Origin of the sequence: Bacillus sp. FJAT-49736, from assembly GCF_018343615.1 — a bacterium.
Classification (GTDB): Bacteria; Bacillota; Bacilli; order Bacillales; family Bacillaceae_C; genus Margalitia.
The window spans coordinates 96,117-109,034 of the sequence record NZ_JAGYPI010000003.1 but is presented as its reverse complement, the minus strand read 5'-3'; the positions used below and the strand labels follow the sequence as shown (position 1 = coordinate 109,034).

The window sequence follows — 12,918 nt, the reverse complement described above, 5'->3', positions numbered from 1 at the left end:
TAAAAATTTTAATCTACTTACATTTGAAATTAGCAAATTGGCTTTTTTACTATTTTTTTGATATTTTTTCAAGTGGCTGGGCATTCCCGTACACTGGTCTGGCACGTTTAACAGGTGCCGCCCATTTTACTGCATTGAAGATGACTCTTTGAATTTCCTCATTATGATAAGTAGGATATGTTTCATGCCCCGGTCTAAAGTAAAATATCCTTCCATTCCCACGACGATAGGTACATCCACTACGAAACACTTCTCCACCTTCAAACCAGCTTAGAAAGATAAGTTCCTCTGGTGCAGGTACGTCAAAATGCTCTCCGTACATTTCTTCTTTTTCCAATTCAATATACTCACCAAGTCCAGCAGTAATCGGGTGGCTTGGGTCAACGATCCAAAGTCTTTCACGGTCATCCGCTTCACGCCATTTTAAATCACATGAGGTTCCCATTAATTTTTTGAATACTTTTGAGAAATGTCCCGAATGCAGAACAATTAGACCCATTCCATCCAAAACACGTGTAACAACCTTTTGAACCGTCTCATCAGAAACCTCCTCATGTGCCGTATGCCCCCACCAAACAAGAACATCTGTATTTCTTAGCACCTCATCGGTTAATCCATGTCCAGGCTCATCTAATGTTGCTGTTTTAACAGCAACGCCAGCTTTATCAAGAAAAGCAGCAATCGCTCCATGAATTCCATTCGGATAAATTCCTGCCACTACCGGGTTTATCTTTTCGTGGCGATTTTCGTTCCAGACTGTGACTTGCAGCAATAAAGACATCTCCTTTAAGCTATGAATCATGCTAAATATTTTAACTATATAAAAGTTTTAGAGCACATTAAGTATATATGTCTCTTATATGAATGTATGCTATGGTTGTTTAATAGATTAATGAAAAAATGGAAAGATTTACTCTTTCCATTCATTTCCCTTTCTCGTTAAGAGGAGCGCACGACAAGCGATCAATAATTTTGTGAGGAATGATAATTCGTTCAGGCTTTTTGTCTTCATTTTCAAGAATATCAAGGAGGGAAGCTGCAGCCTTATACCCTAATTGAAAAATGTTAATATCGACACTAGTTAATGGAGGAGTGGAGAGCTCAGCTAGCATAACATTATTAAAGCTGACAACAGATACATCATCTGGAACAACTATTCCTTTTTCTGATAGCATACCTAGAACTCCAAGCGCCATTAAATCATCCATTACAACGAAGGCCGTTGGTGGCTCTTCTAATGCCATCAATGCTTCTACAGCTCCCCTTCCGCCTTCCTTCAAAAATTCCTCATGTATAATATAATTTTCTCTTAACGGTATATCCGCATTTCGCAGTGCCTTCTCATAGCCAAGCAATCGGTCCGTTGTCATTACTAGGTTCAGGCTACCACCGATAAAGGCAATACGATCATGCCCTAAATCTATTAGGTGCTTCGTTAACTCGCCAGCGGCACGATAATTATCGTTATCAACATGGGAGATTTTATCTTCATATTTATATGGCTTTCCAACAACGGTAAATGGAAAATGAGATTCATAAAGATATTCGACTATTTTATCATCCATACTAGTGGATAATAGAATAATTCCATCCACACGTCTGCCTTGCACCATTTCTACAACACCATCAAAAATTTCCTCTTCATTCATACCGGTAGAAATATAGAGACCAAAGCCTTTTTTATGAGCCTTTGTGCTGATTCCTCTTATTACCTCTGGAAAGAATGGGTTTTGAAAGGCTTTATCTGCTGAGCTTGGCATGATAATCCCTAATGCTTGTGTGGAGCGGGCAGCTAGACTACGAGCGTTAAAATTAGGATGATAACCTAGATAGTCCATGGCCTCTCTTACCTTTTTTTTCGTAGATTCACTGATGCGCGGATTATTGGCAATGACTCGTGAAACTGTTGATGGTGCAACTCCAGCCATTTTTGCTACATCCTTTATTGTAACTGTCATGCTACCCTCCCCTTTCCTAAATTAGTAATTTATATCGATAGTTGAAATAAAATCGTTCTCTTTTGCTTGTTAAAGTTCGTCACAACCGACGTGTCATTTAATACTATTTCAACTTCTTCATCCAAGCCATGAATCATAAACTCAAGCATATTCCAGCTTGGCTTGTATCCATTGTGTAAATCTTCCATCATAATTGTAATCGTTTTATTATTAAAATGACAGACAATTTCTTTCATTAAATAACTGCCATTTTCGTAGTCAAATGTTTTGCCGTCATCCTCATAAAGCTTATAAACACTAATACCATCTGTTTTTTTATATATGTGAATATCCAGCTTATCCATTGGTTCAGAGGTATTCTTTATAGTCCTTCCATGAGGAAGTATAGCTCCCTCTTTCACAAAAATCGGTAATGTATCTAACGGTGCTTCGACCAAGAAATGAGCTCCGCCTTTATAAGACTTACCAGTCCAGTAATCAAACCAATTTCCCTCCGGCAGATAGATGACCCGGTGGAAGGTAGAAGGTTTCAATATTGGCGCAATGATAATATTTTCACCTATTAAAAATTGATCGGACAAGTTAAATGTATTCTCATCCATTGGATATTCCATTAGTAATGGCCTCATCACCGGTAGACCTGTCATACTTGCCTCATGAAATAAAGTATAGAGATGGGGCAACCATTTATACCTTAACTGAATATACTTTTTCACGATATTCTCTATATTTGCTCCGAATGACCATGGCTCCTGCCTGACCGTATCAAGTCCGCTATGATTGCGGAAGTAAGGAGTAAAGGTGCCAAACTGTGTCCAGCGCGCAAGCAGCTCCCCAGAGGCATCATGGGCAAATCCGCCGACATCTGGTCCGGTAAAAGGAACACCTGAAATACCAAGATTCATGCACATTGGCAGTGCCATCGCTAAATGCTCCCAAAAGCTTCGATTATCTCCTGTCCATACCGCACCGTAGCGTTGAACACCGGCATATCCTGCCCTTGTAAGCAAAAATGGCCTATTACCCTTATTTTGCTGTTTTAACGCATTATAAGTGGCTGCTCCCATTAATAAACCATATACATTGTGCATTTCCTTATGGGTTTTCGGATTCCCATCGTTTCCATGCATCACCTTAACATCCATTGTCTTTGTTTCATTAAAAACAGCGGGCTCATTCATATCATTCCATATACCCTCAATTCCTAAATCCGTATAGAAATGATGTTTTTCTCCCCACCATTCCCTTGTCTTTGTATTAGTGAAGTCAGGGAAGGCGCTATTTCCCGGCCATACATCTCCATGATAAATGGTGCCATCAATATATTTACAAAAATGATCACCGTAAATCCCTTCTTGATATGCATTATATTCCGGATCCTCTTTTACTCCAGGATCCACTATAGGAACCACATGAATTCCTGCTTCTTTCAAATCGGCAATAAGCTGCTTAGGATTAGGAAATCGTTCTTGATCAAATGTAAACACACGGTATCCATCCATGTAATGGATATCAAGATAAATTGCATCAACAGGTATTCCTTTCTTAAGGAACGCTGCAGCTAATTCGCGAACCTCCTGCTCTGTTTCATAGCTATAACGGGATTGATGATAACCAAGAGCCCATTTAGGCGGGATTGGCATTCTTCCAGTCAAAGATGTATATTGCATGAGTACATCCTTCGGTGACGGACCAGCTAAGACGTAATAATCTATTTGTCCGCCTTCCGCCCAAAAAGAATAGGTATCTTGCTCACTTTTCATATCAAATACTGTTTTATGAGTATTATCGAAAAAGATTCCGTGTGCCTTTCCATCCCGAAGTGTCAGGAAATAGGGGATAGATTCATATAAGGCATCAATTTCAGGATTATGCGGCGCATATACATCACTATTCCACATCGTCATCTTTTCACCGCGTTTATCTAAAAAACTTGTTTTTTCACCAAAGCCATAGAAGTGATCATTGGCCAGCATATCCTTATAGCAGATGACTTCCCTCTTCTCATTGAAGCCCATTCCGCGTTCACTTTCCCCTACCAGTAATCGACCGTCAGCCGTAAAAATATTGATTCGAAGAGGAAATTTTCCAATAACAAGCAATAGTTCACCGCTTGATATTTGGATTTGACCACTTTGCTCCTCCAATTGAAGATCAACAATACTTGGTTCCGCTATTAATGCAAAACTCGAAGTCATGAGTGGTTTTTGAAAAGGATTCATGACGATGCGAACAATATCATCTCGATAAAATTGGATGTGCACATTTCCTTGTTCACATTTTAATTCTATTAAATTTCCATTTTGTTTATATGACTCCAAATGGCCGATATCACGGTATGGTGTATTTTTTAGTTGTTTTTTATTTCCTGGATGAATAGCAAAGCTAGTATCTTGCATGCTGTATACCCCCTATATTTGTGAGGCTATTTTTGTATTCATTGCATAATCTCAGATAAATTTTTCTTCTGAAATTCACCTAGATTATTAACCTTTTGTTCCTCCAGCTGTTAAACCGGAAATGAGATACTTTTGTAAGGATAAGAATAATATTGAAATCGGTATTGCAATCAGCACAGCTCCCGCTGCGAATGTTGTAAATTCATTCCCAAATTGCTTTGCAACTAATTGATAAAGTCCAACAGCTAATGTGTAATTATCCTCCGTCCGCAATAAAACTCCTGCTATGATAAAATCAGTAAATGGTGAAATGAAACTAAATAAGGCAATAACCGCCAATATTGGCTTTGCAAGCGGCAGAATAATTTGCCAGAATATCCGAAAATGTCCTGCTCCATCCATCCTCGCTGATTCATCAAGTTCTTTAGGGATCGTATCGAAGTATCCCTTTGCCAGCCATGTATTCATCGGTAGCAAACCGCCAACGTAGAACAATACTAAACCAAAATGCTTATCAATTAAGCCAGTTTGTAGTGCTAATACATAAATGGCAATAAGAGCAGCAAAATTTGGAATCATTTGCAGGATTAGAAAGGTCATTAAGCTATATTTTCTGCCTTTAAATCGATATCTCGAAAAGGAATAGCCCATTAGCGCAATTAAGAATACCGCTAAAATCATCGTAAAGAAGCAAATTTTCAACGTATTCCAATACCAGATCAAGTATTTGCTTTTATCGAGGTCAAAGAGCTCCTTATAATGCGCAAATGTAGCATGCTTCGGAATCATGGAGGAACCGGATAAGCTATCACCGGGATTCAAGGAGGATCCTACAATCCACAACACTGGATAAATAATAATCACTGCCACAATTGCCAAAATGATATATGTTATCGTTAAGCGAATGAATTTTTGTCTTTTCATACTCATTTACATCATATCCTCTTCTTGGAATGATTTCGTTCTTCTAAACTGCCAAATTGCTACGCTTATGACAATAAAAGAAAGTATAAGAGTAATGGCAGCAGCTTTTGCGTATTGCTTTGTTTCCAGTGTTAAATTGTAAATCCATGAAATCAAGATATCGGTGCCTCCAGCCGTTTGTCCCGGAACAGCCGGACCGCCTCCGTTAAATAGATAAATAATGTTAAAGTTATTAAAGTTAAACGTATACTGGGTAATCAATATCGGTGCCACAGCATATAAGATCATTGGCAGTGTAATTTTTTTGAATTGCTGCCAGACGCTTGCACCATCAACCGTTGCAGCTTCATATAATTCATCAGGAATGGATTGCAATACACCCGTTACCATTGCGAAAATAAAAGGAAAACCAAGCCATGATTGAATCATAATTAAGGCAACCTTGGTCCAAAATGGATTTGTTAACCATGGAATCGGATCAATTCCAAAAAATCCTAATATATCATTATTAATCGTTCCAAAAGTATCATTGAACATCCCAGCAAATACTAGAATCGAAACAAATGCCGGAACTGCCCATGGCAAAATTAAGATTGTTCGAAATAGCTTTTTGAATTTCAAATCCTTTTGATTGACGAGAACGGCTAAAAATATCCCAATTGCAATTTGGCAGGTCGTAGCAACAAACGTCCAAATCAGTGTCCATGAAAAAACATCAATAAAGGTAGATCTCCAAATATCGAGCTTTACAATATCAATAAAATTCTTAAACCCAACCCAATCTACCAGCTTGGCTGGAGGAGAATGGTATAAATCATAATTTGTGAAAGCCAATAACACGACAAACAATATTGGAAATATAACAACAAAGATTAATAGGAACATTCCAGGAGACAAAATTAAATAGGGAAAACCTTTATCCACCACGTTTCTATATTGTTGATTTACTGTCGTTAGTTCAATGCCATTGTCTCTCTTTTTTCCATTATTAAAAGCATCGTAAAAGTTAAAGACATAAAGACCTAATCCAAATACAACCACTATAAGTGCAAGAATTCCCTCTATTAAGAGAAAGATAGAGTTATCTCTCGGCAGTTCTGTTCCTAATGTAACAAGTCCCCATAATCCCATGTTTAAAAGGTCTTTAAAGGCAACAAGAAATGCACAGGAGAGAATGAATAAAACAATACCCTTGATGTATTGCCGATTGTAAAATTGACCGAAGCCAGGAATTATAGATAAGGCAACTGCAGATTTTTGATGTTTCGACTGACTTACTTCCATTGTACGTATGCGCTCCCCTTTCTAAAAATTATGCAATTGCAATATTAGCATCTCGAGGTTAATACCAACCCCAAAATGAGCTTTAAATGCAAACCTCTTTTTGGGGTTGGCATTTACATATTTATTAACCGGAGCATGAATATAAAATTTGAAGCAGCGCCTCAAGTAAGAGGCACCGCTTATCATTGCAGTTTAAAAATATATCTTCTGTCAATCGACACTTAGTCCATAACAAATAATATTCTTTATCTATTATTTAGTGGATTCGATTTTTTGATTAATTGTCTTCACTGCATCATTCAGTGATTTTTTAGCATCTTGTTTGTTCGTTGCGATTAATTGAAGGGAGTTTGCCATCGGTTCCCATACTTGACCCATCTCAGGAATATTCGGCATAGGTACTCCACGTTCTGATTGAACCGCAACTGCATTTGCACCTTCATTATCTTTAATAATAGGGTCTTCCATTATAGATTTAACGGGAGGAATTTCTCCTGTTTTTTCATAACGAATTTTTGCATTTTCCGGATTTGCTAGCCACTCTACTAATTTCGTAGCCCACTCTTTGTTCTTAGAATAAGCGGACACTTGCCAGCCCTTTACACCCACAAAAGTTTTTGGATATTCTCCGTTAGGCAGCTTAGGCAGTGGTGCAACACCAAAATCAATTTTTGCATTTTGAAGGCCTTGGAATGCCCATGGACCATCCATTTCAGATGCAACCTTTCCATCGTTCATTAAACCATCCTTTGCAGAACCGCCGCTTTTACCAACGATTCCTTTCGGGAATAGCCCCTCTTTGTACCATTTACCAATATACTCTGCACCAACAAGTGCCCCATCATTATTTAATCCAATATCTTTCGGATCTAATGTGCCATCATTATTTTTAAATACGTATCCGCCGTTACCAGCCATAATTGCATTAGCAAAATAGAAATTATCCCAAAGTGCTAAAAATCCGTATTTTCCATCTTTTGTAAAATATTTCGCAAAGGAATATAGTTCATCAAATGTTTCCGGTGCTTTCTGCATATACTTTTTGTTGTAAATAAATACAGGAGTTTCCGTTGCCTTTGGCAATCCATATAACTTACCATTATACGTTTCTGCTTGAATAGACGATTCAGTATATAAATCAAGAACAGATTGGTCTACTTTCAATGGCTCAAGAAGACCTTGTGTAGCTAAAGCACCAAGTTGATCATGCGGAAGAGTTAGTACGTCTGGACCTGTTCCAGCTGGTCCGTCAAGCGGTAGTTGTTTCTGCATTTCATCCGCCATACCAAGTTCTTTGTATTCTACTTTAATACCATATTTTTCTTCAAAGCTTTTAATAGCAGGCTCTAATGCAATACCTCGCTTTTTATCTTCCCAAACAAGTAATTTTTCCGGCTTCTTTGCATCCTCAGCCTTCTTACCCCCATCAGGCGAAGTGCTGCTTGAATCCTTTGGTCCACAGCCTGCTAGCATTCCAGTAACAAGCATAGGAGCTAATAATAAAGATAATGCCTTTTTCAAATTAAATTCCCCCTTGTACATTCAATACAATATTATGAAAACGTTTGCACCATCATTATATATCCTTACTAATTTAAAAAGCAACCGTTTGCACAAATATTTTTTTTGTGCTATTTTTACAAATAATAATATTTAGAAATTTCGAGATTAGGAGGATATAAGGTGCAGCTGGAATCCATTTATCATCGTCCCAAGGACAATTATGCCTATGCCTATAATGAAAACACCTTGCATATTCGTTTAAGAACGAAGAGAAACGATGTAGAGCAGGTTAGTCTACTATACGGTGATCCGTATATGTGGAATAAACAGGGATGGGTTTTTACCTATAAAGAAATGCACCTAAGTGGAAGTGATGCTTTATTCGATTATTGGTTTGTAGACGTTTCTCCTGAATTTCGGAGAATGAGATATGGCTTTGAGCTTAAAAGCGGTAATGAAGCGATTTATTTTGGAGAAAAAGGCTTTTTTGCAGAGGCACCTTTTGATGATGTTGCATACTACTTCTGCTTTCCCTTCTTAAATCAAGCAGATGTCTTCCTTGCGCCCGATTGGGTGAAGGAAACAGTTTGGTATCAAATCTTTCCAGAACGCTTTGCAAATGGAGATGCATCCATTAATCCTAAAGGGGCGCTTCCTTGGGGAAGTACAGAACCGCAAAATGACAATTTCTTTGGTGGGGATTTTGAGGGAATCATCCAAAACATTGATTATTTAGTAGAGTTAGGTATTACCGGTCTTTATTTCACCCCAATTTTTAAAGCCTACTCAAATCATAAGTACGACACGATTGATTATATGGAAATTGACCCACAGTTTGGCGATAAAGCAACCTTTAAACGTATGGTAGATATTTGTCATCAAAACGGAATCAGAGTTATGCTTGATGCTGTTTTTAACCATAGCGGGTTTTATTTCGAACCTTTTCAGGATGTATTACAAAACCAAGAGAGATCACAATATAAGGACTGGTTCCATCTAAGAGAGTTTCCTGTCCAATCAACACCTGTTCCAAACTACGATACCTTTGCATTTACAGAGCAAATGCCGAAACTAAATACGGAAAATACGGATGTAAAGAATTACTTATTGAACGTAGCGAAATATTGGATTGAAGAATTTGATATTGATGGCTGGCGCCTTGATGTGGCAAATGAAGTCGATCATGCCTTTTGGCGTGAATTTCGAAAGACGGTAAAAGCAGTGAAGCCTGATGCCTATATATTAGGGGAAATATGGCATGATGCTATGCCATGGCTTGGCGGTGATCAATTTGACGCTGTAATGAATTATCCATTTACTCAAGGAGCCCTTGACTTTTTTGCCAAAGGAAAAATAGATGCCGAGGAATTTAAGAATGTTCTTATGAGTGTCATTCATTCCTATCCTAAGAATGTGAATGAGGTTGCATTTAATCTCCTTGGAAGTCATGATACTCCTAGAATATTAACGATAGCAAACGAAAACAAGGACAGGATTAAGCTGTTATTATTATTTCAACTGTCCTTCACCGGGACACCGTGTATCTACTATGGCGATGAAATCGGCATGACAGGCGGGCAGGATCCGGGTTGCCGTAAATGTATGATATGGGATAAGAAAAAACAGGATCAGGAATTTTTAACATATGTGAAAAAGCTAATAAGGCTTCGCAAGGATCACCCTGCACTTCGTACTGAAGCGGAATTCCGATTTATCGAAGCAGATAACAAGAAGAATTATATTGTTTATGAAAGACAATCGGAAGAAGAAACAATCCTATTTTCATTGAATAATAATGATGAGGAAATAAGGATTCCATCTCCTGTTGAAAAAAGTCATAAAATAAATGATTTGTGGAATGGACAGCGTATAGAAAATGACACTGAGCTTGTTTTGCCGCCGTTTGGGTTTGCGATTTGGAAGATAAATAAATAATCATTAAATAAAATGGAGAGAACTTTCCCCTCCTGTTTTTGTTAATATCTAAATAGTATTAGAGTGCAATTTCAAGAATTCTCCTCCCTAACTATCTCGATTAATAAAGCGATTGGTCAACCAATCGCTTTTTTATTTCTATTGTCTCTTTCCGGTATAAATCAGTATCGCATCCCGCAGAAATTCCGCCGCACCTGGCTGTACTTTATCGTAATAAGCAGCAAATCTTTCATCATCGACATACATTTGTGCCAATCCTGCATGGGCTTCCTTGTTGTAGCTGGACCAAGTGTAACATAACCAATCCCGATGCAATTCAGCAGTTTTTTGGGCTAATTCACTGGCAGGATCATTCGTACTTATTGCTTTCTTTAAAGATGCCAAGACATTTTCGCCCAATTTCTCAAATTGTGCATACTGCTCCTCGGTCATGCCTTTGATTTTTTCGTTTGATTCATCTACTTGCTTATTTCCGTATTTTGATCTAATTTCTTCCCCATATTTCTTTTCGTTATCATCAATCATTTTTTGCTTAAAGCCTTCAAACTTTTCTATATCCGCCATCGTTATTTTCCCCTCCGTTACGGCTATTGTTTTATCAACATTTGCAATTAATTGATCTAGCTGTTTACGCTTTGCCAGAAGTTTATCACGGTGTTCCATCAATGCATTCATACGGTTAAATGACGGATCAGTGATAATATTTTTGATATCTTCAAGGCTAACTCCAAGTTCTCTATAAAAAAGGATCTGCTGGAGACAGTCAACCTCTTGCTCCCCATAAATTCGATATCCAGATGAATTGATTCTTGCCGGCTTAAGAATACCAATCTCATCATAATAACGCAGGGTTCTAGTACTGATACCCGCCAGTTTCCCAAGCTTTTGCACTGTGTATTCCATGTTTTTCACCTCCTGACAACTTCAATATACACCTTTACGTAACGTTAATGTAAATAGGGATTTTAATAAAATTTTTTACATATATGAGATACCTTTTGGAATAAATATCAATTGACTAGATGAAAAAAAAATCATATTATTATATCTTGTGTACATGTATGTACAACGTGGTTCGAAACCATCCCACGATAAAAAACTAAGGAGAGAATTGCATATGAAGGTAAAAACACTAGTAGTAAACGGAATAGTGGCTGCGTTATATATTGCCATATCTTTTTTTGTTCAGCCATTTGGATTTACGAATATCCAATTTCGTGTTTCCGAAATGTTTAATCATTTAGTTGTATTTAATAAGAGATTTATTTATGGTGTGCTTTTAGGGGTATTTCTTACCAATCTATTTTTTTCACCAATGCGTGCCTATGATCTTGTGTTCGGCTTTGGTCAATCCGTTATTTCCCTACTGATTGCGATTATTGTTTGCCGATTTACAAGCAATGTTTGGACCCGCATGATAGTAAATACAATTGTCTTTAGTATTACCATGTTTTTTATTGCAATCGAGTTGCATCTAGCAGCGCATCTTCCATTCTTATTTACATGGTTAACAACTGCAATTGGAGAATTTGCCGTCATGGCTATCGGAGCACCAATTATGTATCTTTTAAATAAGCGAGTTCATTTCGAAAAAGTAATCTAGGTGCCCAGCATCAGAAATATTCAATTGTCCACTGTACGCGGACATATCTATAAAAAAACCGGCAGCGTGAGGCTGCCGATTTTTTTATGTCTTGATCTACATTTGTTGAGTTGCTGTTGATGTCATATCTAACGTTTTCTTTCTGCCGAATAATAATGTATAGACAATGAGCAAGACTATTAGACATACAATAGAAAAGCCATAAATGAAGTGATATCCGGTATAGGATGCCAATATTCCAAGTCCAGTTGAACCAATAGCCATTCCAAGATCCATTGAGGAGAAGTACATAGCATTTGCCGTTCCTTGTTTATCTTTTGTTACGAGGCTAACAGCAATTGCCTGCAGTGTTGGTGTAACCGTTCCATATGCAATGCCATAGAAAAACCCTGCTAGAAGTAACGTCCAAGAGCTATGAGTAACTGCTAAAAGTAACAATCCGACTATTCCACATAAAGTAGCTGGATAAACTATTAATTTGTGGCCAAATGTATCATACAAACGACCCGATAAAGGGCGGACAATGATCATTACAATAGCCATAATTAAGAAGAATAACGATACAGATCCGCTAATATTCTCTTCTTTTCCAAGCTCTCTTAGAAAACTAATAACCCCACCTAATGTAATCGTAAAGAATGCAGTTAATATACAAGGCACAAACGCTGTTTTGTCAAAGGCATACTTTTTGAATGCGCCTTTTTCCTTTTCTTTATTTTTCGGTGCTTGCGATTCAGGCTGTTTAATAAAAAAACTGAAAACTAATGTAATAACAGCTGCTGCAACGGAAATAATCAATAAGATATTAAATGAATAATATTGTAGAACGGCTAAGCCCAGCATTGGCCCCATGCTTGTTCCAACACTTGTTGCTAAACCGTAATATCCTATACCTTCTCCGAGCTTCTTTTTTGGAATGATATTCGTAGCCATCGTAGCTAAAATGGTGGACATGATTCCAAAACCAATCCCATGAAAAACTCTTAATAAAATTAAGAAAGAAATAGAGTCTTGTCCGTAGCTTAATCCAACTGTAATTGCTACAAATCCAAAAGAGAAAATACTCAACCTTTTTATATTAACCTGATGTATTAAAAAACCAATTAGAGGACGTGTGATGATGGCCGCTAACATAAAAACAGTCGTCATCAATCCCCCTTCAGTTGGATTATGCTTTACTTCCGTAATAAAGGCAGGGTAACCCGCCGTTAATAATTGTATACATAAAAAAAATAAAAAAGCCATCGATACAATGGCTACAAATTGTTTTGTCCACAACTTAGGTGTTTCATTCATTAACAATTCCTTCTTT

Annotated in this window: 10 protein-coding genes and 1 riboswitch; of the genes, 2 read left to right on the top strand and 8 right to left on the bottom strand. The window is 37.5% G+C overall.

Going from position 1 to position 12,918, the window contains the following annotated elements; all coding sequences use genetic code 11:
* Window positions 1-49 precede the first annotated feature (49 nt).
* The 6 genes from KHA87_RS16620 to KHA87_RS16595 form a co-directional block, all read right to left on the bottom strand.
* Window positions 50-772, bottom strand: a complete 723-nt coding sequence (locus KHA87_RS16620; protein ID WP_213095304.1) for a ThuA domain-containing protein — start codon at window positions 770-772, stop codon at window positions 50-52.
* A 151-nt stretch (window positions 773-923) separates the two neighbouring features.
* On the bottom strand, window positions 924-1,958 hold the full coding sequence (locus KHA87_RS16615; protein ID WP_213095303.1) for a LacI family DNA-binding transcriptional regulator: 1,035 nt from the start codon (window positions 1,956-1,958) through the stop codon (window positions 924-926).
* 29 nt (window positions 1,959-1,987) lie between these two features.
* Window positions 1,988-4,357 (bottom strand): glycoside hydrolase family 31 protein, encoded by a 2,370-nt coding sequence (locus KHA87_RS16610; RefSeq protein ID WP_213095302.1) that lies wholly within the window; start codon window positions 4,355-4,357, stop codon window positions 1,988-1,990.
* An 87-nt stretch (window positions 4,358-4,444) separates the two neighbouring features.
* The gene (locus tag KHA87_RS16605) at window positions 4,445-5,287 is read right to left on the bottom strand and encodes a sugar ABC transporter permease (protein ID WP_213095301.1); all 843 of its coding nucleotides are present in this window, start codon (window positions 5,285-5,287) and stop codon (window positions 4,445-4,447) included.
* On the bottom strand, window positions 5,288-6,565 hold the full coding sequence (locus tag KHA87_RS16600) for a carbohydrate ABC transporter permease (RefSeq protein ID WP_213095300.1): 1,278 nt from the start codon (window positions 6,563-6,565) through the stop codon (window positions 5,288-5,290).
* Window positions 6,566-6,817: 252 nt separating this feature from the next.
* Window positions 6,818-8,086: an extracellular solute-binding protein gene (locus KHA87_RS16595; RefSeq protein ID WP_213095299.1), complete on the bottom strand. Its 1,269-nt coding sequence runs from the start codon at window positions 8,084-8,086 to the stop codon at window positions 6,818-6,820.
* 162 nt (window positions 8,087-8,248) lie between these two features.
* Between KHA87_RS16595 and KHA87_RS16590 the strand changes: the two genes are divergently transcribed.
* The gene (locus KHA87_RS16590; RefSeq protein ID WP_213095298.1) at window positions 8,249-10,003 is read left to right on the top strand and encodes an alpha amylase N-terminal ig-like domain-containing protein; all 1,755 of its coding nucleotides are present in this window, start codon (window positions 8,249-8,251) and stop codon (window positions 10,001-10,003) included.
* 138 nt (window positions 10,004-10,141) lie between these two features.
* Here the strand turns inward: KHA87_RS16590 and KHA87_RS16585 are convergent, their stop codons facing one another.
* Window positions 10,142-10,906, bottom strand: coding sequence for a MerR family transcriptional regulator (locus KHA87_RS16585; RefSeq protein WP_213095297.1), 765 nt, complete (start codon window positions 10,904-10,906; stop codon window positions 10,142-10,144).
* 161 nt (window positions 10,907-11,067) lie between these two features.
* Window positions 11,068-11,112, top strand: a riboswitch (PreQ1 riboswitch).
* Window positions 11,113-11,120: 8 nt separating this feature from the next.
* Here KHA87_RS16585 and KHA87_RS16580 point away from each other — a divergent pair.
* The gene (locus KHA87_RS16580) at window positions 11,121-11,606 is read left to right on the top strand and encodes a QueT transporter family protein (RefSeq protein ID WP_213095296.1); all 486 of its coding nucleotides are present in this window, start codon (window positions 11,121-11,123) and stop codon (window positions 11,604-11,606) included.
* Between the two features lie 96 nt (window positions 11,607-11,702).
* Here KHA87_RS16580 and KHA87_RS16575 read toward each other — a convergent pair whose 3' ends face one another.
* Window positions 11,703-12,902, bottom strand: a complete 1,200-nt coding sequence (locus tag KHA87_RS16575; RefSeq protein WP_213095295.1) for an MFS transporter — start codon at window positions 12,900-12,902, stop codon at window positions 11,703-11,705.
* Window positions 12,903-12,918: the final 16 nt, after the last annotated feature.